Source organism: Megasphaera hexanoica (assembly GCF_043520715.1).
In the GTDB taxonomy this organism is placed as follows: Bacteria; Bacillota; Negativicutes; order Veillonellales; family Megasphaeraceae; genus Megasphaera; species Megasphaera hexanoica.
Genome location: NZ_CP171361.1, coordinates 2,708,220 through 2,732,656, shown reverse-complemented (window position 1 = coordinate 2,732,656; position 24,437 = coordinate 2,708,220). Strand labels below are relative to the sequence as shown.

Here is a 24,437-nt window from a genome sequence, read left to right as displayed (position 1 = left end):
TAAAAATAGGTTGTCTCATAAAGCCACGTTGCTTTGTGAGACAACCTATTTTGATTTAGAAATGAGTATGAGATGCGGGGGGGGAAAATTAGAAATGACGACTTTCCCGGAGACTTTCGTATTGGGCAAGGAGATTTGGCTTTTCCTCACTTTTATAGGTGAAATCCGGTTCGGCTGCTACGGCTTTTTCTACGGCAGCCTTGAAATCGTAGTATACCTGCCATTTGGATTCAACCAGGTCTTTTCCAGCCTGACGCAGGAGAAATGCCGGATGATAGGTCGGCATGACCGGTATATCATGCCAGGTGAACCATTTTCCCCGGTTGCGCATGATGCTGGCCGTATGCCCATAAAAATACTGGAAGGCTACCTTACCGAGGCAGACGATGACTTTTGGTTGTACCAGTTTGATTTCTTGCACCAGATGAATATTGGCGCAGGCCTTCCCTTCTTCCAGGGTCGGGGTCCGGTTATTTTTGGGACGGCATTTGACAATGTTGGTCACATATACATGGTCCCGGGTCAGACCGACACTCCACAGAGCCTTATCGAGGAGCTGGCCCGATGGGCCCACGAGGGGAACGCCGTATTCATCTTCGACGCCGCCAGGTCCTTCGCCGACGAACATGAGCGGTGAATCGGGATCTCCGGAATAGCGCGTCGGCCCCCGGTTTCCTTCATGGCGTAATTTGCAGGCATCACACTTCATAAGCTCCTGGAGCCAATCTTGCATTTTGTCATTACTCATCGTTCTTTGCCTCCCCATAATCTGCTGTCAGACTGGCTATACCGGCGCCGGTAACCGAACAGATACAGGAGGCAGGCAATAGTACCTGGATTCCACGCTGACCGGCGCTGATACTGATGGTATCAAAATTCTCGGCAGATGTATCAATATACGTTGGAAATTGTTTTTTCATGCCAATGGGAGAACACCCGCCACGGATGTAGCCAGTGACACCGGGCAGGTCTTTGACATGGAGCAGTTCTACATGTTTGTTACCGCTGACAGCAGCTGCTGTCTTCAAATCCAGTTCCCTGTTACTGGGGATACAGAATACGACGATTCCCGTTTTATTACCCTTACCGACGAGTGTTTTGAATAACCGGGCCGCATCCATTCCAAGCTCAGCCGCCGCATGGATGCCTGATAAATCGTCTTCTGTATAGGCATATGTTTTAATATCGTACACAATCTTATGCTTATCCAAAATGCGCATGACATTCGTCTTCTTCACCTTTGCCATGTCCCATTCCTCCATCTATTGTTTCGATACTACTATAGCATAGGAAGACAGGGATTTCCAGAATTTTATTATACTATAAAGAACAAGCACATTAAAATAAAATGAGATGGGGGAGAACTTTGTGAGTTCATAGATGCAACTAGATATTTCTACTTTATTAAATAATATTTTTTTGCATGTAACATTCCTTTCATTTCACCACGTATTTCACTTCTATCTAGATTGTCAAGGGCCGTATACAGCCTTATTGCATCATATAAGTCTGGATTCTTTTCCAATAATTTTATATAAACTTGAGAGAACAGAGATTCTTGAGAAACGTCTTTCGTCCAACCCATTAGATAAGCAGGTGTGGTATTTAAAGCAAGGGCTAACGATTCCAGAATACTAATGGGTAAATCCTTTATATCTCCATTTTCATATCTATAAATAGTGGCTCTATTTTTACCTATTTTTTTTGCTAATTCATCTACTGTAAGATTTGCTTCTTTACGAAGTGTTTTTATACGAGTGCCAATCTCCACTATTATACACCTCTCTTTATAATTTTATGATACAATTTTTTTCGCATACTTGCAACGAAATATGTAAATAGAACGATAGGATAGAAGGACAATGTTGACAGAGTTGCTTTTAATGCATATACTGTAATTAAATAATCGCAAAAATGCGACAAAGGGGCGAAAGTATGGTAAATATCAATATGTTAAAATTTAAAATTATTGAAAAAGGATGGAATGTAGAAAAAATAGCAAAGAAAATAGGAATTGATAGATCTACTTTTTATAGAAAAATGAATGATACTGGATCGGAATTTACAATTAGAGAAGCGGACTATATTGCACGGTTATTAGATTTAAATTATGATGAGGTTAATGAAATTTTTTTTAGCAATTTTGTCGCATATAAGCAACAAAAGAAGAAGTAGGTTTGATATTTTGATATATTGTATAAAAATTATACTTTCTAGAGGAACAATGAATTACTATGGACATTAGAAAATATGAGGTACTTTTAAAAGTAATTGATAAAGGTAGCTTTGCTGCTGCTGCAAATGAATTAGGATATACTCCATCTGGTGTATCGCAGATGATGAGTGCACTTGAGGAAGAGTGTGGTGTTAATTTGTTACAGCGAAGTAATCGTGGGGTGCAATTATCAAAACAGGGTCAGGTAATTTATCCATATATTTTAAAAACCATCAATATGAAAGAAAAGTTAGAAGAAAAATTTGAAGAAGTCAAGGGTTATAATACAGGAAAACTTAGAATCGTTGGATTTTCTAGCACTACTTGTTCATTGATTTTGCCTATAGTTCAAACCTTTCGTCATCTCCATCCTAAAGTTGAAGTAGAAATTTTAGAAGAAAATAGTCCTAAAATTATGGCCGATTGGATTCAATCGGAAGTTGCAGACATTGCTATTACTACAAGATCTCCTTATTTTGAATGTGAATGGATAAATTTGGAAAAACATCCTTATGTTGCAGTTTTTTCTAAAGATAATCCTTTAGCTTTACAAGAGAAAATAACGGCTGAACAGTTAAGGCATGAAGATGTGATGATGTATAAATCTGCTCATGGGTATGATTTTGCAGCAGGAAAATATTTAAATCAAGAAAACATTAAAACGATATCTAATTTTACTTCAAATTCTAATTATATTATGTTGCATATGATTGAGGAAACTAATAGTATCTGTATCGTTACTAAAATGTTGTGGGATTTCAATAGACCTATGCATCCTGGACTGGTTGCTAGACCGTTGATTCCCGCATTAATGACAGATATTATTTTGGCTGTAAAATCATTTAATGATTGCTCAAATGTTGCTAACGCATTTATAAAATGCACAAAAACATACATTAAAAATAAAAAATAAAGGTTTTAGATAAAAGTCTTCTTTACATCTAAAGAAGACTTTTTAGTTATGTTATAAAAAAAATTAAAAGTGGTTTTAAAGTTTATAAATTTTCTGGAAGAGGAAATCGTATTATACTAATTACAAGAAAACATACGAAAAAGGATTAAAACGCATGAACTGATTAATGCTAATTACAACGAAAGAAGTGAAAAAATTGAATGATATAAGAGATACTCTTTTTTTTAAAATAAAGGAAAAGAAATTTTCTGCAGTATTAACTGCTGAACGGTGCGGAATACTTTCCGGAGTCAATGTAGCTTATACAGTAGCAGATGAAATTGGTGTTAGTTTAAAAATATGCAAAAAAGAGGGAGATTTACTAAACCATAATGAAGTGTTTGCCCACTTGACAGGTACACCTAAACAAATTGCCATTGCGGAAGAATGTTTAATTGGAACTCTGGCTAAAGCGTCTGGTATTGCTACAGCCGCATCTACGGCAGTTCAATTAGCTAATCATCACTTTACTATCTGTTCAGGTTCGTGGAAAAAAATGCCCATGGAGATTAAACATTTAGTGCGATCTGCAGTTGTAGCAGGAGGCGCAACATTTAGAATTTGCAATCAACCGATGGTTTATATTGATAAAAATTTTATCCGTATGTTTGGCTCTATTCCTGCAGCTATACAAGCATGTCAAACTTTTCCTGATTCTAAGATAGTTATGCAGATAAAGGGATTGACGGGAACTATTGAAGAAGAAACAAAAATGGCATTGAGGGGAAATTGTCATACTTTAATGATTGATACTGGTAAGTTGGAAGATGTGCGTTGCTGTTATGATACTGTGCTTAAATGTGGAAAAGCAGGTAAAGTTGTCATTGGCTACGCAAAAGGAATTAGAATCCGGGATATTCCTGAATTAATTAATGAACCTATCGATGTCTTATGCATAGGAAAAGAAATTGTAGATGCTCCATTATTAGACATGAAATTAGATGTTGTGCAGGAGGAAGCCACTTTATGAGTATGAATCTTCTGAAAAAAACTGAACTATGGGTAAATCACATCACACTCGATGATGTAAATTTAACCGAATTAGCTGATATTGTTGCAGGTGTTTTAGGACTCCGAAAAGGAGAAGTCATGGTTGTTGATGTCCGTCCACAACATATTACCTTTGATGTTTTAGTACAGGAAATCCCACAAGAAAATTTTTTGGGTAAAGAAAAAGCTATCTTGAATGCTTTGCAGTCTGTACAGGGAGTTACCTTATATGAAGATACATATATCCATTCTAATGGCATTTTAGGTCAAATTTGTGCAAATCTCAGTGATGAGCAAGAAAGAGAACTGTTGAATACAGTGGATACTATGACTTCGGAAATCAAAAATAATGTACTGCATCGGGCAATTGTATTTCCAACAGGCTTTGAATTGCAACAAGGATTGATAGAAGATACTAATACGCCGTATATAAAACGATTACTTGAAAACGAAGGATTCAAGGTGACGATAGGAGAAATAATGTCAGATGATTTATATGACATAAAAGAAAAACTTGAAGATGCTTTGAATCGTGGCTTTGGCTTACTAATAACAAGCGGTGGAGTTGGTGCTGAAGATAAAGATAAGACGGTAGAAGCAATTCATTCTATTGATGAAAATGCAGCGACTCCATATATTGTCAAATTTAAAAAAGGAACAGGTCGCCATGTAAAGGATGGAGTTCGTATCGGAGTTGGAACAGAGGGTTTGAGTACAATGATTTCTTTGCCAGGCCCACATGATGAAGTGGAATTGGCAATGCCTGTTTTAATAAAAGGATTACGTGAAAATTGGGATAAAATGCATTTGGCAGACTGTTTAGCAGGTGTTTTAGCAAATAAATGGAAAACAAAAAATCATCATCACTAATAATTATTATACGAGGAGGAGTTTATTATGGATTATTTCAAATTGGCCGAGAAATTGTATGATGCCGAGAAAAAGAGAAGTCAGGTTGGACGATTGACCGATGATTTTCCAGAAATGTCTGTAGAAGATGCATATCAGATTCAATTGGCGAATGTAAAGCGCCGCCTTGAACAAGGTGAGAAGTTAGTTGGGCTGAAAATTGGACTGACAAGCAAGGCGATGCAGGAGTTATTGCATGTTGACTGGCCAGATTATGGACACTTATTTGATACGATGCTTTTAACAGAAGGCGAAGTTTGTCATATGAGTGAATTAATTCAGCCAAAAGTTGAAGGAGAAATTACATTTCATATTAATAAAACGTTAGAAGGACCAGGAATTACAATTGCTGATGTGTATGAAGCGACTGATTTTATTATGCCATCGATTGAAATTGTCGATTCCCGCATTAAAGATTGGAAAATAAAATTACCAGATACTATTGCTGATAATGGATCATCTGCACGCATTATGTGCGGCAGTAATTTTTCAAGGTTGGAAGATATTGACATGCGGACAACGGGTATGATTCTTGAAAAAAATGGAGAACTGATTAATAGTGGTGCAGCAGCGGAAGTTTGGGGGAATCCCGTTGCTTCTGTAGCATGTCTGGCAAATATGTTAGCTGATTTTCATATTCCATTAAAAGCAGGTAGTCTTGTCATGGCAGGTGCCTTTACTGCAGCTATTCCTGTACAAGCTGGGGACTGCGTAACTGCAAGTTTTACCAATATGGGCTCTGCAACGGTTAAATTTGTTGAATAATTTGAAATGCGTAAATACTTATAAAATTATTTCTTAATATGTAAAGAGGTGTAAAATATGAAACAAGTTACCATTATGGCACAGGTTGACCCGGAAAAATGTAAAGGTTGTAAAACATGTGAAAAAGTTTGTCCGGTATATGCTATTCATGTAGAAAATCGTATTGCAACATCCGATCCGATGAAGTGCATGGGATGTGCAAATTGTGCTGACCGGTGTCCTTTCTACGCAATTACAATGGTCGAACGTAGTGAAGTTAAAACCGTAGGGATAGATGTATCAAAATTTGATCCGCAACAGATTAAAGATTTATGTTTAAAAGCTCATTTTAATCCTGAACAGGTTCTTTGCTATTGTGTGGGTGTTCGTGCTGAAGAAGTAGCGGCAGCTATTTTGGATGGATGCAAGACTCCTGATGAAATTTCATTGGCAACAGGCATTAGGACAGGATGCACGATTGAGTGTATCCAGCCTATTCTTCGCTTGTTGACAGCTGCTGGAATCGAATTGCATCCAGACCCCAAAGGCTGGCAGTGGTATGGCCTGACTCCGACAGCATGGGATTTGCCTGAAGATGTAAAAAACAAATATAATAGCCGGGGATTTTATTTTGATGAAGACCGCGTATTGCTGGATGAAATTGCTAAAGGAGGGAAATAATTATGGAAAAATCCCAATTCATTCATGAACCGATTATGCCAATTGCACCAAAGCCGTCTCAGTATGGTATTGATCCTTCTCTGATAAAAAAAAGAGTGGCAGAAATGCCTGGGATGTGCTCCTTGCGATTACCAGAACTGTTCCCTGAATTGCCGGATGTCGTATATCCGGGAGGACCGGACGCACTAGACAAATTTTACGAAATGGCTAAAGAAAGTTTAAGAAAAGTTGACATGTCCATGATTAAATCCACAGACAGTGTCAATGTATTAGCCTCGCATCATGGATTTACCCTGTTTGGTGGGCAGCCATATGCACTTCTTTTAAAAGCCGTGCGAGATATTATTCATGAGAAAACTGGTACAGATAATATCCGGCTTCGTGCTGGTGTCGGTATGCGTTTCCGTGAAACAGAGGAATATATTAAACGGTATGGACTCGATGAATACTATGGCAAAGGTAAAGCCAAGGGCGTCTGCCCCGTTGATGAAGGTATTCCGATTGAAACGGAAATTGGCACGTTGTATGGTATTAAAGCCGTTTATGATGCGGACTGGATTGTACATGTCCATCATACAGACGTTCGTGAAGTACATTTCCATCGTCAGGTCGATAAGGCGGTCAAGCCATTTTCTATGTCCTATGCCCGGTTGGAATCCAGATCCACCTATCACCAGAATTTAGGCCCTCGTGCAGCAAATTTTACAGCTCGTGCAATTTTTGAATCTGAATTTGTACAAAAGAAATTTGCTTTTGGGGCTTTTATGACCGTAGGACCACATGGTGTCATTGGAGTTGACGCAGATAATAATCTCTATAATATCAATGACCGTGCTACGTTTATTGGATGTCAGCTCTATGGTAAAATTATGACTTTATTTGGAAAAATCAAAGAATGCATAGCTGTACTTGATTTTCCATGTCCTGTTCCATATGTGTTTTCCGCAGGCGTAATTTATGCTAATTTTACAGGGGCTAATAAGGATTTATATGACATGGAAGGTACGCCTTTGCCCCCCTATACGTGGTATACGGAAGCCTTTTATGGCAAAGATGGTAAGCCGTTGCTTGAAGGTATTCCACCTTTAAATCCTGCCATTAAAATGTGTGTTCACAATTATGCATGGACAGGATATCCATCAGCATTTTTCTCGTCACATATTCCAACTATTGTCGTTGGAGAAGAACAAGCTAAGTTATTTGATATGGAACCGATGAATATTCATTATATGGACTATGCTGTTGTTTCGAAAACTACAGAAGAGGCTATGAATTTCGCTTATAGAGTAACTGGGACGGATAAGGTTATCATTTTTGATGGCGCAATGGGCGGCTTGAATTGTTCTGAATCATTAGCAAAAGATTTGATTGAATGGGCTCCCAAAGTCTCGAAAGAGGTAGATGAAGTATTGATGCCGAAGTGGTTTGGACAGCGAGGCGTAGATATTTCGGTATTGGATAAACTAAAGACGGAATAAATGCCTTTTAAAATGATAGTATAAAGAAAAGGAATCACCTACAAAGAGGCGTATATATTCCAATTTAGGTGATTCCTTTTTATTAATTATAATTGAAAATAGATTTGACTAAGTTGTGAATAAGAGAGGTATAACTATGGAGTTGATAGAAAAAGGCCCTGGCTTTAAATCGGGCATAAAAGACATTTCAAAATATCTGAATAGTCAAACGATTGGATCTGGTATCGTATCTACTATTTTTGGATGCACAGGCCCATGCCTGATTGTTATAGCTGCGGGTCATGAAGCGGGTTTCACTTTGGCTGATATTGTTACCTGGGTTTTTGGTATTTATGTTTTTGGTGGGTTGTTAGGAACTATCCTTGCGACGTATTATAAAATGCCGATTTCAGGGGCATACTCTATTCCTGGTGCCACGTTAATGGGAACAGCATTAGCCGGGTATTCATTTAATGAAGCCGCATGCGCCTTTATTATCGCGGGGGTTATTGTTCTGGTAATCGGCTTAACTGGTTTGATTGGCAAAATTATGAACTTTTTGCCTTTGGAAATCGTTATGGCTATGGTTGCTGGTGCTATGATGAAATTTGGAATAGGTGTAGTTAAAAGCATCAATGCTGATCCATTAGTTTGTGGTGTATGTTTTCTTGTTTTTCTTATAGTGCCGGTATTTTTTAAAAAAATACCAGGTGTGTTATCGGCTTTAATAGTGGGAGTTATTTTAGCTTATTTTACAGGAAGATTTGGTGGAAATATAGGGGATATTTCCTTTATCGCTCCGAGAATTGTCGCTCCTGAATTTAACTTCCAACTGGTTTTATCTTGTTCCATCCCATTGGCAGTATTAGTTATGGGAGCAGAAAATGCACAGGCAATGGGGGTATTAAAAGGAGCCGGGTATAAAGTTCCTGCTAATGTAATGACCATTGCTTCAGGAATTGGTGGAATCATTTCAGGTATCTTTGGTGCCCATAATGCTAATATTGCAGGACCGATGACTGCTATATGTGCATCTAGTGAAGCGGGTGAAAAAGATGGCCGATATGTTGCATCTGTTGTAAATGGCATTACTTTTGCTATCTTTGGGCTTTTTGCTGCCTATGCGATTAGCTTTGTTAATCTGATTCCGGCAACGTTAGTTGGAACATTGGCTGGGCTAGCAATGATTAATGTTTTAATTGATTCTTTAAAGACTGCTTTTTATTCTGGAAAATTTAAAATTGGTTCTTTTGCAGCATTATGTGTGGGCTTATCAGGAATTTCTATTTTACACATTGGATGTGCATTTTGGGCTTTAGTAGTTGGGGTAGTTGTTTCTCTTATTGTTGAAAGACAGGATTTTAAAAAGAATTCTGCAACTGATTAAAATTATGTAAGCAATGTAAATCTTAATATTTACATTATAGAATGGTGGAATAAATTTTTATTCCACCATTCTATCTATCTAAATATTTTAATACTAAAAGAAGGTAGAAGGGATGATACTATGGCGGATTTTATCATTGCATTAGTACCTATTTTTTGGTTTGTTATTGCTTTGGGTTTTTTCAAAGTTAGTGGTATGTATTCCTGTATCATTGCTTATATTTTATCTGCGACAGCAGGTTTTCTATGGTTTGGGTTATCTATCAGTAATATAGCTACAGCAACTGTTGAAGGGATTATTGATGGAATCTGGCCTATTCTTACAGTTATTTTTGCGGCACTCTTTACATTTAAATTAACAGAGCAAACGGGTGAACTGGAAAATATAAAAAAGATGTTATTGCATATTACTGATGACAAATTGATTCTTTTGCTAATTATTGGTTTTGGATTTGGTAATTTTTTGGAAGGCGTCGCTGGTTTTGGTACATCAGTCATAGTCCCGGCGGGAATTTTGGTTAGTATTGGAATGAATCCAGTTCGTATTGTTGGTTCTTTATTGATTATGACAACTATGACTACTGCCTTTGGTTCGGTCGGAGTTACTACATTGGTCACATCACAGGTAACTGGTATTAGTGCAGATATCTTATCATCGAATGTAATTATAATAGAATTATTGCCATTATTTCTTACACCATATGTCATGATTTATATTTGTGGGGATGGGTGGAAATCTATAAGAAATATGTTTGTCATTACAACTATTTCTTCATTGGCTTTTACTGTTCCAGCTTTTTGTATTGCTTATTTTGTAGGACCAGAACTTCCAGATGTAGCTGGTTCTATCAGCGCTATGGTCTTTACCATTCTTTTTGTTAAACTTTTTTATGTCGAGGAAAAAATGGATAAGACTGAAAAAAATGCCTTTACTTTGTACCAGGGGATACGGGCATGGAGTCCATTTATCATCATGTTTGTCTTGCTGACCGTGACATCCCGGCTTTTTCCGTTTATTCATAATATGTTAGTGTCTGTAAAATCAGTATTTACAATTTATAACGGTATCAATCCATCGAGCATTACTATTAATTGGTTAACAAATAGTGCTGATGTTATAATGATTTCCGCTATTATTGGTGGACTTATCCAAGGAATGAGCATCAAGGAACAGATTTCAGTCTTTTTTAAAGCTATTTATAAAAATTGGAGTATGATTGTAACGATATGCTCTGTCATGGCTGTTGCCATTATTATGAATTATAGTGGAATGATCCGGACTATAGCTATGTTTATGGTTGTTGCAACCGGAGGCTTTTATCCATTTGTATCCCCTTTAATTGGGGGGTTGGGATCTTTCGTAACAGGGAGTGCTACAACCTCTTCTGCATTATTTGGAAATCTACAGACTGCTACCGCAGAGGCCCTTGGAATATCCGAAGCATGGCTGGCAGCAGGTAATCTATTTGGTGGGGGTGTAGGAAAGATAATTAGCCCACAGATGATTTCATTAGGAGCATCGGCAGTACAGCAGCCCGGGTTAGATAATCGTATTTTACGAGCAACTTTTAAGTGGTTTTTTATTTTAATTGCTATTGGGGGAATATTTTGCTATTTTATTCCTATTATTTTTAAATTATATTGAAGGAGGATACAAATCGATGTTTTGTGAGGATAAAGATTTTCAGGGGAAGAAGAGAATCGGAATTATGGGGGGAGCTTTTGATCCTGTTCATAATGGACACATTCAAACGATGGAAAATGCTATAAAATCGTATCAATTAGATATGGGTGTGTTTTTGCCGACTGCAGATAAAGAAATTCACTCAAAGAAGAATAAATTAAAGGGCGAAATGCGGTGTCAAATGTTAGAGATGTCTTTGCCAGACAATCTTCCTATATATGTATCAAAATATGAGGTTGATTATAAAGGCAGTACAATTCCGTATACTGCTAAAACGATAGAACATTTTATGCATTGTTGTGATGAAAAAGATGTGAGATTTTATTTTATTGCAGGTTCGGATATTATTTATCACCTATCCAGGTGGAAGGCGATTGATGTCTTAAAAGATATATGTGAATTTATATTTGTGCCTAGAACAGATGATGCCTTTGTTCGAGTAAGCGAACAATTGCAAGGACTACGCCAAAACGGTTTGCAGTACACATTAAGTACATGGAAAACGATTCCCATATCGTCTACGCAGATTCGTAATGCTGTACGTAGCCATAAAGATGTAAGTCGGTTATTGCCCGTCCGGGTGCTAACGTTTATACGAGAAAACAAATTGTACCAGTAACTACGTGATATAAAACTTCTAATACCTATAAAAAAATATAGGTATTACCTTTTGATTGGAAAAATATCCAGATCGTTCGTAAGTTTTTGTAGTGCATTACGAATATACTTTGGGATTTTGTTTATAAAATCTTCTGCAACAGATAGATTCTTCTGTAGCGTGGAATACCTTATCAATGATGATTAGCAGTCTTTCCTGAAAAATACATATCTACATATTAAAAATCATAGGTTATTTTAAATTTGGGAGAGTTTAAATATTTAAAATTCACATTGATAAAAGATTTTAAGTCCATTTTTATTAGGACCTTAAAGCTTCTACTGTCAAATTGAACCCGGCCTTGACACTATACAAAATCAAGTTAATAAATCTTATAATACACTTATGAATATTGTGTCTAACAGTTAATTATTAAGAAGGTTATAATAGAAATGAGAAATTTTTCTGCTCTATTACAGACTTCTTATTTTTGAGTTTTTATCAGCCGTTGCATTGCCTGACAGCCTCTTATATAATAAATATGCGGGTTTGCATTTTTTGTATTAATGGGGGTGAGTCTATGAAGATAGCAGCGGTACAGGCGGCGATTCGTTATGGCGATGTAGATGCTAATTATCATATAGCCGATCAGGCTATAGAAGCGGCAGCAGCTGCAGAGGCCGATATCGTCGTATTGTCCGAGCTTTGGAATACATCGTTTTATCCGCTAAACGTATATGATCTGGCTGATGAAGAGGGAAAGAGAACAAAGGCTTTTCTTTCTGATGCGGCAAAACGGTATCATGTCCATATTGTTGGCGGTTCTGTTGCCAATAAAAAACAGGGAAAGCTGTATAATTCGACTTTTGTCGTAGATAAGACAGGTGAGGTTGTTGGAGAGTATGATAAAGTGCACCTGTTTACGCCGGGAAAAGAAGATATGGTCTTTACGGCAGGAAACCATCTGAATATTTTTGAATTAGATGGCGTGAAAATGGCATCGATTATCTGCTATGATGTACGGTTCGGTGAATGGGTGCGCATGGCAGCGCTGGCTGGCGCACAGATTCTCTTTGTACCGGCGGCCTGGCCCAATCCACGGCTGGGACACTGGCAAATTTTGAATCAGGCACGGGCTATTGAAAATCAGATGTTCGTCGTAGCTGTCAACAGCTGTGGCCAGGCTGGAGAGTATCAATTCTGCGGCGGTTCCATGATTATTGATCCCTGGGGCAAGGTCCTTTCCCAGGCAGACGGACGGGAGCAGATTATTACCAGTGATGTCGATTTGTCGGTCATCAAAGGTATCCGCAGCAGTATTAACGTATTCCGTGACCGCCGGCCGGAATTGTATCATCTCTGATGTGTGTGTTATAGTGTTATTTGAAAGAGAAGTGTTGGTATGGAAGGGGCTATACATGGCCTGCAGGGGATTTTTGAAGTTATTTTTATTATTTCCATCGGGTTTATTTTGTCCCGCAAAGGATGGTTTGACAGCAATACGAGTGCTCTTCTGACGAAGATTGTCATGAAAGTGGCTCTGCCTTTTTATATGGTAGTCAATATGGTCCGCGATTTTACGCACGATTCACTAGTACAGATTGCGCCGGATTTGGTACTGCCTTTTGCGTCTATTTTCCTGGCCTATTTTGTGGGAAGAATCGCGGCGGCAGTCCTACATATCCGCAAGGACCGGCAGGGGATATTCATTACCTGTTTTTTTATTGCCAATACAATTTTTATCGGTCTGCCTGTCAATCTGGCCTTGTTCGGTCCCAAGAGTGTGCCGTCGGTCATGCTTTATTATATGGCCAATACGACTATGTTCTGGACATTGGCGGTGTATCATATCGTCAATGACAGCACGGGCGGGAAGAATATGCCGCTTTTTTCTATGCAGACAATCAAAAAAGTGTTTTCACCGCCGCTGGAAGGATTTCTCATCGGCCTCGTTCTGGTTATGCTCGACGTGAAGCTGCCGGATTTCCTGGTCATGAGTTTCCAGTATGTCGGGAATATGGCAACGCCTTTGTCACTGATTGTCATCGGCATAGAAATGAGTCTTATATCCTGGAAAGATATTCATTGGGACCGGGATATCATCGGTGCCTTATGCGGCCGGTTCCTCGTCTGTCCCTGTTGTGTACTGGCACTGCTGCCGTTTATTCCCATTACGGATATGTCAGCGAAAGTATTTACCATGCAGGCCAGTATGCCCGCTATGACGCAAATGACAGTCGTGGCGAAATCCGTCGGTGCCGATGTGCAGTATGCAACAGAAATCAGTTTTCTGTCTATTGCCTTGGGACTGGTGGTCATTCCCCTTTATATGGCTATTGTCGGTTGAGGCGAAGGATTATATAATAGTAAAAGGACGGCTGTCCCTGTGCAGATGCCGTCCTTTTTATCTGAAACAAAAGGAGTAAATCATGTCTGTATATGATGAATTTTCTAAAAAGGTGCAGCAGTATGCTCCTGCTGCCTTTGCATTGAATTATGCGATTGCCAATGATCCCGAGTTATCCGGGGAAGAATATCATGCCTGTGCCCGCCACGTGGCGGCCTGCCGGGATGCCGGTATGGATGTGACGGAGCAGTTCAGCGGACAGGCTACGGCCTATAAGGCGGTTGCCTGCCAGACGGAGTCTCCGGCTTTACGGGTTGCCGTACTGGCTGAATACGATGCCCTTCCAGGTATCGGCCATGGCTGTGGTCATTCGGCAGGCGGGGCTATCAGCTTCCTGGCCGGGGCGGCATTTCATGGCATGACGAATCCGCCTGTATCCGTCGATGTCATCGGCACGCCAGATGAAGAATTGCGGGGCGGTAAAATCCCCATGTGCCAGCAGGGAATTTTTAAAGACTACGACCTTGCCATGATGATCCATATGTCAGCGTGTGAAACGACGCCTAATTCCCGTTTTCTGGCCCTCGATGATTATCGTATCCGTTTTCACGGACAGACGGCTCATGCGGCAGCTCACCCGTGGAAAGGCCGGAATGCGCTGAATGGGGCCATGCTGGCTCTCCATGCCATCGATATGATGCGCCAGCATGTAAAGCCTGATACGCGGATTGGTACGTACATCGTCAATGGCGGGACGGCTTCTAATATTATTCCAGACTATGCTGAAGTGGAATGCTGCGTCCGCCATTCTACCCGGACCTATCTCGACGAAGTGGTTCAGCGTCTGATGCATTGCTTTGAAGGGGCGGCCATTGCTACGGAAACGACCTTTGACGTATCCCAACTGGGTTATAAATATGATGACCTTGTATGGAATGAAACGGCGACGGAAGTCGTGCGCGGCGTGCTCCGGGATATGGATGTGCCCTTTGTAGAACCTGACTGCGGTGGCAGCTCGGATATTGCCAACGTCAGCCATCAATGCCCGGTGCTCCACGTCCATCTGGCCATGGGGGATACGTTCTATCCGGACCATTCCAAAGAAATTGCCGATATGGTCAAAAACAAGGCCATTGAACCGGTCATCATCCGCGGTGCAGAAATCATCGGGGCAACCGTATTGCGTCTGGCGGAACATGAAGACTTGTGCAAGGCGATGAAGGAAGAATTTGATGCGGCGGAAAAATAACCACCCGGATTTCCAGACCATGGAAATGGCAGAGTCTCTCTGATGTAAAACGGGGCTATCCTACAAAGACACAGTGCTTTGTGGGATAGCCCCGTTTTTGTATATATAGTATCCTGGGATTTCGTTTACAAGTCGAATACATCCGGCCGGCGTAAACTCAGATATTGCTTTTCCCGGCGCAGCCTATGTGAGGTTTGGTAATCTAGGTCAGCAATCAGCAGTTCTTCACCGCTGCCAGCCAGTGCCGTTATGGCTCCATCGGGTCCGGCGACAAGGCTCTGGCCACAGAAATCCATAGAATCTTCCCGGCCGGTACGGTTTATCATGACAGCATAATAGCTGTTCTGAAAGGCGGGAATACGGATTTCCCATTGGAATACGTCCTGTGGTTCTGTCGTCTCATTTGCGACGGCGGTGATGACCAGATCGGCTCCCTTCAATGCCAGGGTGCGGAAACTTTCCGGATAATGGCGATCAAAGCAGACGATGAGTCCCAGTTTTCCGGCAGTGGTCGGAATGACGAGAAACCCATCATTTCCCGGAGTAAAATAATCTTGTTCGTAAAAATGAGGAGCTTGTACGATATGATTTTTGGCAGCAGTAGCCAGAATGGCCCCCGTTTCATCAATTACCATCATGATAGAATAGATTTTGTCTTTTTTCAGTAATGCCAGGGAAAAAACACCGATAATGTGCATATCGTTACAGGCTTTGCGAAATCCCTGTATGTACGGATGGTCCGGTGGAATGGCGATATCTGCCGTAGAAAGGCCTTTATATTGGGCGATATAGCGCGTGAGCTGTCCTTCGGGAAAACAGATTAACTGTGCTCCCGCTTCATGGGCCTTTTTTATATATAGCAAGGTTTTTTCATAATTTTCCTTCATCGTATGGTGAATCTGCATTTGTGCACAGGCAATACGGATCATATACGGTCACTTCTTTCCTTTATTAGTCAGATATTGGTCAGAGGAACGGTCATGGATATAATTCAGAAAGGCTTCAGCAACGGCGGAAAGGCTGCGGGATTTGCTGATGGCAAACAGGCGGCGCGTTTCCAGCCCCGGCCCCAGAAGAGGAATACAGCAGATATCCTGGCTGAGCTGATCCGGGCGTACCGGCCCGACGAAAATGGCAGCGACGGTCCCGCTGGAGGCCCAGCGCAGCGGCATATAACGGGACGAACAGACGGCCCGGATATGTGGCGTAAATCCTGCATTCTGACAGATTTCCAGGATTTTCTGCCAAAAGCCGCGGGAAATGGCCAGAGGCACATCTTCCAGAGCCGTGAGAGGCACTGCATCCAGATGAGAAGACAGCCATGGACTTTTTTTGTGAAAGGCCACCATCAGCCGTTCGTCAATGGTATGGCGGACGGAAAATGACGGTGGCAACTGTCCGGCACTGCGGATGACAGCTACCTCTATCGTCCCTTTTTCCAGAAGTTCCAGCAGCTGTCCGGAATTTTCTTCGTATATATCGAAGTCGATTTCCGGATAGGTATTGCTGAAATCAAGAATCATATTGGCACTGTTGGTATCGGGCCAGGTGGGTGTGATACCCAGGTGAAGCGTTCCCTTTGTCCCGAGGATACTGGCGTTGATTTCTTTCTGCGCCGCATCTTCCAGCTGACACATGCGGCGGGCTTTTTCATAGAGAATTTTCCCGGCATTGTTGGGGGTAATGTGGCGGGGACCCCGTTCGACAAGCTGGGTGCCATACGCGGCTTCCAGTGCTTTCAGCTGGTTGCTCAGGGCGGGCTGGGCGATGTGTAATTCCCGGGAAGCCGCAGAAATTGTGCCAGCATCAATAATGGCGACGTAATTGCGGTATACTTCCAGATTCATGATGATTCCTCCTGTGTGTGTGAGAAAGACTTTATTTTTTTTGTCTTTCTGCACGGGAATAAGAGAACCGTGTCCTATACAGTCTGCATATGCTTTTTAGACGGATAAGGATGCCGGTTTCCTTCACCAATACCATCATGCCGGCCTTTAGATGAAATCATAGGAGTAAGAAGCAAGAAGTGACAAGTAAAAACTATATGATTTCATTATGGGTTCCATGTCCGACCTGTATTTTTAGTATACATTTTTGTGATGTATACTGCAACTGTAAGAAGAAAGAAGAGGTACTACGCAGAATGCTGGGAGGAATTGCATATGGGCGTAACAAAGAAATTTCAAATCATACTGGACAGCCGGTTATGCAAAGGCTGTGGCATTTGTGCCGCTTTCTGTCCGAAAGGTGTTTTTACCCGGGATGATGATGGAAAACCCGTGATATCTGACGATATGGTATGTATTGGGTGTAAGATGTGTGAATTACGGTGTCCTGATTTTGCAATCCGTGTGACAGGAGGAATTTGACATGGCTGGAACCTATGAAATTATGACAGGCAATGAAGCTTGTACCAGGGCTGCTATCGCGGCAGGGATGAGGTTTTTTGCCGGTTATCCCATCACGCCGGCTACGGAAATTGCCGAAATGGCATCGGAACTGCTGCCGAAAGCCGGCGGCACATATATGCAGATGGAAGATGAACTGGCTTCTATTGCCGCCGTCATCGGTGCCTCGGCAGCCGGTGTCAAGGCCATGACGGCAACGAGTGGGCCCGGAGTTTCGCTCATGCAGGAAAATCTGGGATATGCTATTATGGCGGAAATTCCTCTGGTCCTCGTCGATTGCATGCGTCAGGGTCCATGCCAGGGTGTGGCTACCGTACCGGCCCAGGGCGATATTATGCAGGCCCGCTGGGGTACGAACGGGGATCATCCCATCATTGCGATTGCCCCGGCTTCCGTTGGTGAATTATATGAAGAAACGATACGGGCCTTTAATCTGGCAGAAACGTACCGGAATCCTGTCTATATCCTCAGCGACGCCATGCTGGCCCATATGAGTGAACGGGTCCGCATTCCGGATCCGGGTGAATATGACGTAGTCAGCCGTAAACGTCCCACCTGTCCGCCGTCAGAATTTCAGGCCTATGCCGACGATGGTACGGGCATCCCGCCTATGGCATCATTCGGTGATGGATACCGCTGGTTCGTGACCGGCATGGTCCATGATGATACGGGCTTTCCTGTCACCAATAGTGCCGACCGGATTTCCTATCTGGTAAAACGGCTCCATGCGAAAATTGAACATAACCGCGCGGATATCGAAAAGTATGAAGAGTATAAAACTGATGATGCCGATATCCTCATCGTTTCGATGGGTGTCGTCGCCCGTTCAGTCAAAGCGGCAATCGATGATATCCGCAAGGAAGGTGTCAAGGCAGGACTGTTCCGGCCCATCACGGTATGGCCATTCCCGGAAAGCCGTCTGGAGACGCTGTGCCGCGGCGTAAAGGAAATCGTTACCTGTGAAATGAATGAAGGCCAGTTATATCATATGGTCCGTGAAGTCAGTGGTAATACACCGGTTCGCATGATTAACCAGAATAACGGCGTCATATTGTCGGCTGATACGATTCTTGCAGGACTGAGGGAGGGGAAATAACATGGCAGGTGTGCATGTATATGATAGATTTTTGCGGCAGGATAAGCTGCCTCATATCTGGTGTTCCGGTTGTGGGAATGGTATCGTGACCAATGCCCTCATCCGGGCCATTGAAAAAACGGGCATTGATCAGAATCAGATCGTCGTCGTAGCTGGCGTCGGCTGTTCGAGCCGGGCAAACGGATATCTTGATTTTTGTGGCCTCCATACGAATCATGGCCGCCCTCTGGCATATGCTACAGGAGTCAAGATGGCCAATCCCAAACTTCATGTCATCGTCGTTACCGGCGATGGGGATAGTGCGTCCATTGGCGGGAATCATTTCATCCATGCCTGCCGCCGCAATCTAGATATTACGACGGTCATCTACAACAATGACAATTATGGCATGACCGGCGGCCAGTATTCGCCGACGACGCCGACAGGGGCAAAATCCAAGACGACTGTATACGGTAATATAGATACTCCGTTTGACTTGTGCAAACTGGCCAGCGCAGCAGGTGCCACCTTCGTAGCCCGTTCGACGGTCTACCACGTGACACAGCTGGCTGACCTGATTGCAAAGGGGATAGAACACAAAGGATTTTCTGTGATTGAAGCCATGAGCTGCTGTCCGACGTTATATGGACGTCTCAATAAACTGGGGGATGGACCGGCTATGCTGCAGCGTTTCAAAGATCAGGCTATTCCAGTTCAGAAAGCCCGACAGCTGAGTGAAGAGGCATTGCAGGATAAAATCGTCACGGGTGTCTTCACGGACCGCAAAGACCGCCCGGAATATTCTGACCAGTATCAGCATGTCATTGCCAGAGCCGAAGGGAGAGAATAAGCATGGGAAAACAACATTATGAAATGCGTTTCGCCGGAAGCGGCGGCCAGGGCATGATGCTCATGGGCGATATCATGGCTCAGGCTGCGGGCGGACTGGACACGAAGGAAATCGTCCTTACCCGTTCCTATGGCCCGGAAGCACGGGGAGGCGCCTGCCGGTCTGAACTCATTATTGACGATGAACCGATTAATTATCCCAGTGTGCGCCGTCCCGATTTTGTTCTGGCCATGTCCCAGCAGGCTGCGGATACATACTGGAAAGACATGAAACCGGAAGGCATTTTTCTTATTGACCCCAAATTTGTCCATACTGTACCGGAAAACGTAAAACATGTATACGCCATTCCTCTCACCCAGATTGCAGAGGACGTGACCGGAAAAACACTGGCAGCCAACGTTGTGGCCATCGGGGCCATTGCAGCCCTCACCGGTGTAGAAGACCTGGACGTTGTCAAACGGGCTGTCCGGGAACACTTCAAACCTAAATTGCGGCCATCCAATGATAAAGCTTTTGAAGCCGGCGTGGCAGCCGCTAAAACGCTGATGAAATAAATTCCCCTCTTTCCGGATATAGGCGTATCGGCATGTACCAGAATGCTATGAATCGTGCTATACTAATATATGAAATACATACGGATTATGTTTTTTATTTATATATGATGAGAAATTTGATGCAGGAAATGAGGGATTGCAATGATTGACATTTCAGATCGCATACGAAATAAAGCATACATGTCCAGAGTTACGACGGCAGAAGAAGCGGCGAAGCTGATTCATCCCGATGATATTGTGGCTGTATCGGGGTTTACACCGGCCGGGTATCCCAAAGCCGTACCGCTGGCTCTGGCGAAGCGGATAGAACGGGAACATTTTCAGATTACGCTGTATGCTGGGGCATCCATCGGTGATGAAATTGATGGGGCCCTGGCACGGGTACACGGTATTTCCCGCCGGTTTTCCTATCATACGAATAAAGATCTGCGCCGCGAAATCAATGATGGCAGTGTGGCTTATGCCGATTATCACGTCAGCGTATTTGCCCAGATGCTAAGGGAAGGGTTCATGAAGCGCCCCGATATCGTCGTGGTGGAAGCGGCAGCTATCACAAAAGAAGGGAATCTCATCCCTACTACGTCTGTAGGAACGACGCCGGCCATGATTGACGTGTGTCAGAAAGTTGTCGTCGAAATCAATGTGACCCAGCCGCTCAGTCTGGAAGGGATGCATGACGTATACGATATTCCCAATCCGCCATTCCGTGTACCCATTCCCATCGTCCATACAGGGGACCGTATTGGGAAGCCGTATATCACCTGCGGTTGGGATAAAATCGTTGCTATTGTTCCCTGTGATATTCCCGATGCTCCCCGGTCGTTTAAACCTGTTGATGATGCGGGCCGGAAAATGGGAAATCTCATCGTGCAGTTTTTTAAGGATGAAGTAGCTAAAGGCCGGCTGCCGGAGCATCTCCTGCCACTCCAGTCCGGTGTCGGATCCGTAGCCAATGCGGTCATTCAGGGGCTGGCCAAAAGTGATTTCGAACATTTGTCTATCTTTACGGAAGTGCTCCAGGACGGCATGTTTACCCTCATCGATGCCGGGAAAGTCGATGCCGTATCGACGGCTTCTATTTCAGCATCACCGGAAGGGTTGAAGCATTTCTATGAACACATCGATGAGTACCGGAAAAAAATCGTCATACGACCCCAGGAAATTTCTAATAATCCCGAAGTGATCCGCCGCATCGGAGCTATTGCCATGAATACGGCCATTGAGTTTGATATCTATGGTCAGGTCAATTCGACACATATCTGTGGCAGTCGTCTCATGAATGGAATTGGCGGTTCCGGGGACTTTGCCCGGGCGGGATATCTGACGATTTTCTTTACCAGTTCGACGGCAAAAAACGGTGCCATCAGTTCCGTAGTTCCCATGTGCTCCCACGTAGATCACACGGAGCACGATGTGGATGTCCTCTGTACGGAACAGGGCATTGCAGACCTGCGCGGTCTTTCTCCTGTCGAACGGGCAAGGACTATCATAGCTAACTGTGCCCACCCGGATTACAGAGACCAGCTCACAGATTATCTGAACCGGGCTATTGCTGCAACGGGTAGCCAGCATGAACCACAGCTCCTGAAAGAGGCCCTGTCATGGCAGCAGCGCTACCTGGAAACAGGGAGTATGAAGTGAAATTGTATGAGAACTTGTCATACTGGCTGTCAGATTGTCTCCTGTATCTGACAGTCAGCATACCAATATGATTTATGCGGATTGCAGGAATGTTTACCAGCCTGTATATATGCTACTATTATGCATTTTTTATAGGCCGGGGTATTTTTTTACACAGAAACAGCTCAGAGATGAATAAATAATAAAAATAATAAAATATTTATTAGGAGGGATGCAGTATGTCCACGTTAATGGCGGCTTCGAACAGGGAAGGAAAGAAACTGAATGATGTTATTTTTCAGGCGGGAGCAGCTGTACGTCAGGCCATTGCTCAACATGGCAGTGATGCCGTTGTTAATGGTACGCTGGGTTCATTTGCTCTCGATGATGGAAGTGTGGCCTGTTTGCCCGTTGTAGAAAAGCTATTCCATGCGTTACCAATGAATGAATTTGTTTGTTATGCACCTCCGGTAGGGTTGCCGGGATATAAGGATGCTGTTATTCATGCTATTTTTGCAGATCAACAGCCAGATGCTTTTATCGATGCTGTGGCATCGGCGGGAGGGACGGGCGCCGTGCATATGGCTATTGCCAATTATTCCGAACCGGGGGATGCCGTACTGACGTCTGATTGGCGCTGGGATGCATATGGTGCTTTGTGTAGTGAAATTGGTCGTAACTTGCAGACTTTTTCGCTTTTTGATGGGCAGCGTCATTTCAATGTGCCACATTTTCAGGCGATGGTAAATGCTGTATGCCGCATGCAGGATTCTCTTCTCATCATACTCAACACGCCAGCACATAACCCGACCGGATTTAGTCTTTCCTCTGATGAGTGGGATGCCGTTATAGATGTTACCTTGGCACAGGCTCGTAAAGGTAAGAAAATGACGATACTAGTTGATATTGCCTACATTGATTATGCAGGTGAAAAGAATGACGTTCGTTCTTTTATGAAAAAATTTACTGGTTTACCTGATAATGTACTCATTTTATTTGCTTTCAGTATGTCGAAAGGATACACTTTATACGGTCAGCGTGCTGGTGCACTGGCAGCTCTTTCCTGTAGTAAGGGAGTCATTGAAGAATTTCATCATGTTGTAACGTATTCTGCCCGGGCAGCCTGGTCCAATGTCAATCGCGGGGCTATGACGATTTTGACGATGATTCAGAATGATAAAGCACTGCAACAGGAATTGGAGCGGGAACAGCGAACAGTATTTGAAACAATTCGTAAACGGTCTGGCATTTTTATAAAAGAAGCCAGTGAGTGCCAGCTTCCGGCTCTTCCGTATCAATCGGGATTTTTTATTTCCATTCCTGCCCACGATTCGGCGGCTGTTTGTAATCATCTTCATGAAGATCTTATTTTTGCCGGTCCTTTAGCTATGGGTGTCAGATTTGCTGTATGTTCCGTTTCGGCAGATAAGATGACAGGTGTAGCTGCAAAAATAAAAAAGGCTTTTGACGTTGTTGGAGAATAAGATACCCGGGGAGGAATACCTATGATTACATTCAGTATCAATGAAATCAGTACGTTACTGCTGGCTATTTTTACGATTGGGATTTTTGGGTATCTCATCGGCCATGTATCCGTTCACGGTGTCAATCTGGGGACCGTAGGTGTGTTTGTAGTTGCTCTTATTGCCGGTCACTTCGGCATTTCTGTTCCAAATGGCATTACTAATGTAGGACTAATTATTTTTATTACCGGCGTAGGACTTAGTGCCGGACCAGGCTTTATTGCAAGTATCAAGAAAAATGGAATAAAATATTCTATTCTCTGCATCATGACTATTGCTGTTGGTGGAGTAGTTTGTGCCGTTATTGTCGCTGTATTCGGGCTGCGCCCGGAATTAACCGTTGGTATGATGAGTGGCGCATTTACAACGACACCGGGAATGTCTGCTGCCAGGGATGTCGTGTCTGCCAGCGCAGATGCTGTAACGTATGTGGTTACCGGTTATGGCATTATATATCCGCTAGCAGCCCTTTTTAAGGTATTGTTTATGCAGATTTATCCTAAAGCAGTTCATGCAGATATGGAATATGAACGCAGCCTGATTCAGATAAAAAAGCCAGGTTTGATGCAGAATTCGGCTCAATCGCTGCGTCACTATCTGACAGTAGACCCACAAGGGATATTTTGTCTGGCACTGGCTTCGGTTCTTGGCGTGTTTTTTGGTTCCTTTGCCGTACCGTTGCCACATGGGGCACAATTTGCTCTTGGTATTACAGGCGGACCACTTATCGTATCCCTTCTTATGGGACATTGGGGTCACATAGGTCCCATCAATTTACAGGTGAGCAAGAACATATTGGATCCTGTAAAGGAAATTGGTCTGTTTTTGTTCTATGTAGGAGTCGGTACCCAGGGTGGTCACAGCATGGTACGTATTATTATGGAGAACGGGCTGATACTGGTATTCATTGGCATGTTGCTCGTCATTATCCCTATGTTTTTTGGAGCATTAGTCGGTACGCGTATTTTACGACTGCCTTTGCTTAATTGTCTGGCATGTAATGCGGCCAGCATGACCTTTACGCCAGCCATGGCGGCACTGGCTGAAAAATCTCAATGTGATGATGTAGCCTCCGCATATGCATCGACGTATCCGTTAGCTTTACTGACATTAGTCCTTACGTGTCAGATATTGGTAACGATACTATAAATCCCCCGCGGGTCCATCCCGCATTCTCTACAAGAAACTGTTGTAT

General features: G+C 42.9%; 25 protein-coding genes. 20 read left to right on the top strand and 5 right to left on the bottom strand.

The window, feature by feature from the left end; translation table 11 throughout:
• Window positions 1–88 precede the first annotated feature (88 nt).
• The 3 genes from ACGTIC_RS13295 to ACGTIC_RS13285 form a co-directional block, all read right to left on the bottom strand.
• Window positions 89–748 (bottom strand): uracil-DNA glycosylase, encoded by a 660-nt coding sequence (locus ACGTIC_RS13295; RefSeq protein WP_059075647.1) that lies wholly within the window; start codon window positions 746–748, stop codon window positions 89–91.
• Window positions 741–1,247, bottom strand: coding sequence for a Cys-tRNA(Pro) deacylase (gene ybaK / locus ACGTIC_RS13290; RefSeq protein ID WP_113856303.1), 507 nt, complete (start codon window positions 1,245–1,247; stop codon window positions 741–743). The genes ACGTIC_RS13295 and ybaK overlap by 8 nt, the downstream gene beginning before the upstream one ends.
• Window positions 1,248–1,396: 149 nt before the next feature.
• Window positions 1,397–1,771, bottom strand: a complete 375-nt coding sequence (locus tag ACGTIC_RS13285; protein ID WP_113856302.1) for a helix-turn-helix domain-containing protein — start codon at window positions 1,769–1,771, stop codon at window positions 1,397–1,399.
• 164 nt (window positions 1,772–1,935) lie between these two features.
• On the opposite strand from ACGTIC_RS13285, the gene ACGTIC_RS13280 reads away from it, so the two are divergent.
• The 13 genes from ACGTIC_RS13280 to ACGTIC_RS13220 all read left to right on the top strand — a co-directional run bounded on the left by ACGTIC_RS13280 (window position 1,936) and on the right by ACGTIC_RS13220 (window position 15,212).
• Window positions 1,936–2,175 (top strand): helix-turn-helix domain-containing protein, encoded by a 240-nt coding sequence (locus ACGTIC_RS13280; protein ID WP_113856301.1) that lies wholly within the window; start codon window positions 1,936–1,938, stop codon window positions 2,173–2,175.
• A gap of 59 nt (window positions 2,176–2,234) precedes the next feature.
• Window positions 2,235–3,128 (top strand): LysR family transcriptional regulator, encoded by an 894-nt coding sequence (locus ACGTIC_RS13275; RefSeq protein WP_113856300.1) that lies wholly within the window; start codon window positions 2,235–2,237, stop codon window positions 3,126–3,128.
• Window positions 3,129–3,324: 196 nt separating this feature from the next.
• On the top strand, window positions 3,325–4,137 hold the full coding sequence (locus tag ACGTIC_RS13270) for a hypothetical protein (RefSeq protein ID WP_257536549.1): 813 nt from the start codon (window positions 3,325–3,327) through the stop codon (window positions 4,135–4,137).
• A complete protein-coding gene (locus tag ACGTIC_RS13265) occupies window positions 4,134–5,027 on the top strand; it encodes a molybdopterin-binding protein (protein ID WP_113856298.1) in 894 nt (297 codons plus the stop codon). The genes ACGTIC_RS13270 and ACGTIC_RS13265 overlap by 4 nt, the downstream gene beginning before the upstream one ends.
• Before the next feature lie 27 nt (window positions 5,028–5,054).
• The gene (locus tag ACGTIC_RS13260; protein ID WP_113856297.1) at window positions 5,055–5,831 is read left to right on the top strand and encodes a 2-keto-4-pentenoate hydratase; all 777 of its coding nucleotides are present in this window, start codon (window positions 5,055–5,057) and stop codon (window positions 5,829–5,831) included.
• Window positions 5,832–5,888: 57 nt separating this feature from the next.
• Complete coding sequence (locus ACGTIC_RS13255; protein WP_113856296.1) at window positions 5,889–6,491, top strand: 4Fe-4S binding protein; 603 nt, start codon at window positions 5,889–5,891, stop codon at window positions 6,489–6,491.
• Window positions 6,492–6,493: 2 nt separating this feature from the next.
• Window positions 6,494–7,969: a hypothetical protein gene (locus ACGTIC_RS13250; RefSeq protein ID WP_257536548.1), complete on the top strand. Its 1,476-nt coding sequence runs from the start codon at window positions 6,494–6,496 to the stop codon at window positions 7,967–7,969.
• A gap of 136 nt (window positions 7,970–8,105) precedes the next feature.
• Window positions 8,106–9,335 (top strand): benzoate/H(+) symporter BenE family transporter, encoded by a 1,230-nt coding sequence (locus ACGTIC_RS13245; RefSeq protein ID WP_113856295.1) that lies wholly within the window; start codon window positions 8,106–8,108, stop codon window positions 9,333–9,335.
• Window positions 9,336–9,455: 120 nt separating this feature from the next.
• Window positions 9,456–10,979, top strand: a complete 1,524-nt coding sequence (locus ACGTIC_RS13240; protein ID WP_113856294.1) for an L-lactate permease — start codon at window positions 9,456–9,458, stop codon at window positions 10,977–10,979.
• A gap of 16 nt (window positions 10,980–10,995) precedes the next feature.
• On the top strand, window positions 10,996–11,637 hold the full coding sequence (nadD, locus tag ACGTIC_RS13235) for a nicotinate (nicotinamide) nucleotide adenylyltransferase (RefSeq protein ID WP_113856293.1): 642 nt from the start codon (window positions 10,996–10,998) through the stop codon (window positions 11,635–11,637).
• Window positions 11,638–12,196: 559 nt separating this feature from the next.
• Window positions 12,197–12,979, top strand: coding sequence for a carbon-nitrogen family hydrolase (locus ACGTIC_RS13230; protein WP_113856292.1), 783 nt, complete (start codon window positions 12,197–12,199; stop codon window positions 12,977–12,979).
• 39 nt (window positions 12,980–13,018) lie between these two features.
• Window positions 13,019–13,963, top strand: coding sequence for an AEC family transporter (locus ACGTIC_RS13225; RefSeq protein ID WP_075581530.1), 945 nt, complete (start codon window positions 13,019–13,021; stop codon window positions 13,961–13,963).
• A gap of 82 nt (window positions 13,964–14,045) precedes the next feature.
• Window positions 14,046–15,212 (top strand): M20/M25/M40 family metallo-hydrolase, encoded by a 1,167-nt coding sequence (locus ACGTIC_RS13220; RefSeq protein WP_113856291.1) that lies wholly within the window; start codon window positions 14,046–14,048, stop codon window positions 15,210–15,212.
• A gap of 125 nt (window positions 15,213–15,337) precedes the next feature.
• Here the strand turns inward: ACGTIC_RS13220 and ACGTIC_RS13215 are convergent, their stop codons facing one another.
• Together ACGTIC_RS13215 and ACGTIC_RS13210 are read right to left on the bottom strand one after the other, a co-directional pair.
• Window positions 15,338–16,141, bottom strand: a complete 804-nt coding sequence (locus ACGTIC_RS13215; protein WP_113856290.1) for a carbon-nitrogen hydrolase family protein — start codon at window positions 16,139–16,141, stop codon at window positions 15,338–15,340.
• Between the two features lie 6 nt (window positions 16,142–16,147).
• Window positions 16,148–17,059, bottom strand: coding sequence for a LysR family transcriptional regulator (locus ACGTIC_RS13210; RefSeq protein WP_113856289.1), 912 nt, complete (start codon window positions 17,057–17,059; stop codon window positions 16,148–16,150).
• Between the two features lie 315 nt (window positions 17,060–17,374).
• On the opposite strand from ACGTIC_RS13210, the gene ACGTIC_RS13205 reads away from it, so the two are divergent.
• The 7 genes from ACGTIC_RS13205 to ACGTIC_RS13175 all read left to right on the top strand — a co-directional run bounded on the left by ACGTIC_RS13205 (window position 17,375) and on the right by ACGTIC_RS13175 (window position 24,391).
• Entirely contained in the window at window positions 17,375–17,581 is a 207-nt protein-coding gene (locus tag ACGTIC_RS13205; RefSeq protein ID WP_113856288.1) for a ferredoxin family protein, read from the top strand.
• Window position 17,582: 1 nt separating this feature from the next.
• Window positions 17,583–18,716: a 2-oxoacid:acceptor oxidoreductase subunit alpha gene (locus tag ACGTIC_RS13200; RefSeq protein WP_113856287.1), complete on the top strand. Its 1,134-nt coding sequence runs from the start codon at window positions 17,583–17,585 to the stop codon at window positions 18,714–18,716.
• A gap of 1 nt (window position 18,717) precedes the next feature.
• Window positions 18,718–19,545: a 2-oxoacid:ferredoxin oxidoreductase subunit beta gene (locus ACGTIC_RS13195; protein ID WP_113856286.1), complete on the top strand. Its 828-nt coding sequence runs from the start codon at window positions 18,718–18,720 to the stop codon at window positions 19,543–19,545.
• A 2-nt stretch (window positions 19,546–19,547) separates the two neighbouring features.
• Window positions 19,548–20,099 (top strand): 2-oxoacid:acceptor oxidoreductase family protein, encoded by a 552-nt coding sequence (locus ACGTIC_RS13190; RefSeq protein ID WP_113856285.1) that lies wholly within the window; start codon window positions 19,548–19,550, stop codon window positions 20,097–20,099.
• Window positions 20,100–20,240: 141 nt separating this feature from the next.
• The gene (locus ACGTIC_RS13185) at window positions 20,241–21,740 is read left to right on the top strand and encodes a succinate CoA transferase (RefSeq protein WP_113856284.1); all 1,500 of its coding nucleotides are present in this window, start codon (window positions 20,241–20,243) and stop codon (window positions 21,738–21,740) included.
• Window positions 21,741–21,958: 218 nt separating this feature from the next.
• The gene (locus ACGTIC_RS13180; protein ID WP_113856283.1) at window positions 21,959–23,203 is read left to right on the top strand and encodes an aminotransferase class I/II-fold pyridoxal phosphate-dependent enzyme; all 1,245 of its coding nucleotides are present in this window, start codon (window positions 21,959–21,961) and stop codon (window positions 23,201–23,203) included.
• A 21-nt stretch (window positions 23,204–23,224) separates the two neighbouring features.
• Window positions 23,225–24,391 carry a permease gene (locus tag ACGTIC_RS13175; RefSeq protein WP_113856282.1) on the top strand — a complete coding sequence of 389 codons (1,167 nt, stop codon included), beginning with the start codon at window positions 23,225–23,227 and terminating at the stop codon, window positions 24,389–24,391.
• Window positions 24,392–24,437: the final 46 nt, after the last annotated feature.

What these genes read in the sequence shown, in the direction of transcription:
- ACGTIC_RS13295 (WP_059075647.1), bottom strand. Translation starts at nt 748, where the DNA reads ATGAGTAATGACAAAATGCAAGATTGGCTCCAGGAGCTTATGAAGTGT.
- ybaK (WP_113856303.1), bottom strand. Translation starts at nt 1,247, where the DNA reads ATGGCAAAGGTGAAGAAGACGAATGTCATGCGCATTTTGGATAAGCAT.
- ACGTIC_RS13280 (WP_113856301.1), top strand. Translation starts at nt 1,936, where the DNA reads ATGGTAAATATCAATATGTTAAAATTTAAAATTATTGAAAAAGGATGG.
- ACGTIC_RS13275 (WP_113856300.1), top strand. Translation starts at nt 2,235, where the DNA reads ATGGACATTAGAAAATATGAGGTACTTTTAAAAGTAATTGATAAAGGT.
- ACGTIC_RS13265 (WP_113856298.1), top strand. Translation starts at nt 4,134, where the DNA reads ATGAGTATGAATCTTCTGAAAAAAACTGAACTATGGGTAAATCACATC.
- ACGTIC_RS13260 (WP_113856297.1), top strand. Translation starts at nt 5,055, where the DNA reads ATGGATTATTTCAAATTGGCCGAGAAATTGTATGATGCCGAGAAAAAG.
- ACGTIC_RS13255 (WP_113856296.1), top strand. Translation starts at nt 5,889, where the DNA reads ATGAAACAAGTTACCATTATGGCACAGGTTGACCCGGAAAAATGTAAA.
- ACGTIC_RS13250 (WP_257536548.1), top strand. Translation starts at nt 6,494, where the DNA reads ATGGAAAAATCCCAATTCATTCATGAACCGATTATGCCAATTGCACCA.
- ACGTIC_RS13245 (WP_113856295.1), top strand. Translation starts at nt 8,106, where the DNA reads ATGGAGTTGATAGAAAAAGGCCCTGGCTTTAAATCGGGCATAAAAGAC.
- ACGTIC_RS13240 (WP_113856294.1), top strand. Translation starts at nt 9,456, where the DNA reads ATGGCGGATTTTATCATTGCATTAGTACCTATTTTTTGGTTTGTTATT.
- nadD (WP_113856293.1), top strand. Translation starts at nt 10,996, where the DNA reads ATGTTTTGTGAGGATAAAGATTTTCAGGGGAAGAAGAGAATCGGAATT.
- ACGTIC_RS13230 (WP_113856292.1), top strand. Translation starts at nt 12,197, where the DNA reads ATGAAGATAGCAGCGGTACAGGCGGCGATTCGTTATGGCGATGTAGAT.
- ACGTIC_RS13225 (WP_075581530.1), top strand. Translation starts at nt 13,019, where the DNA reads ATGGAAGGGGCTATACATGGCCTGCAGGGGATTTTTGAAGTTATTTTT.
- ACGTIC_RS13220 (WP_113856291.1), top strand. Translation starts at nt 14,046, where the DNA reads ATGTCTGTATATGATGAATTTTCTAAAAAGGTGCAGCAGTATGCTCCT.
- ACGTIC_RS13215 (WP_113856290.1), bottom strand. Translation starts at nt 16,141, where the DNA reads ATGATCCGTATTGCCTGTGCACAAATGCAGATTCACCATACGATGAAG.
- ACGTIC_RS13210 (WP_113856289.1), bottom strand. Translation starts at nt 17,059, where the DNA reads ATGAATCTGGAAGTATACCGCAATTACGTCGCCATTATTGATGCTGGC.
- ACGTIC_RS13205 (WP_113856288.1), top strand. Translation starts at nt 17,375, where the DNA reads ATGGGCGTAACAAAGAAATTTCAAATCATACTGGACAGCCGGTTATGC.
- ACGTIC_RS13200 (WP_113856287.1), top strand. Translation starts at nt 17,583, where the DNA reads ATGGCTGGAACCTATGAAATTATGACAGGCAATGAAGCTTGTACCAGG.
- ACGTIC_RS13195 (WP_113856286.1), top strand. Translation starts at nt 18,718, where the DNA reads ATGGCAGGTGTGCATGTATATGATAGATTTTTGCGGCAGGATAAGCTG.
- ACGTIC_RS13190 (WP_113856285.1), top strand. Translation starts at nt 19,548, where the DNA reads ATGGGAAAACAACATTATGAAATGCGTTTCGCCGGAAGCGGCGGCCAG.
- ACGTIC_RS13185 (WP_113856284.1), top strand. Translation starts at nt 20,241, where the DNA reads ATGATTGACATTTCAGATCGCATACGAAATAAAGCATACATGTCCAGA.
- ACGTIC_RS13180 (WP_113856283.1), top strand. Translation starts at nt 21,959, where the DNA reads ATGTCCACGTTAATGGCGGCTTCGAACAGGGAAGGAAAGAAACTGAAT.
- ACGTIC_RS13175 (WP_113856282.1), top strand. Translation starts at nt 23,225, where the DNA reads ATGATTACATTCAGTATCAATGAAATCAGTACGTTACTGCTGGCTATT.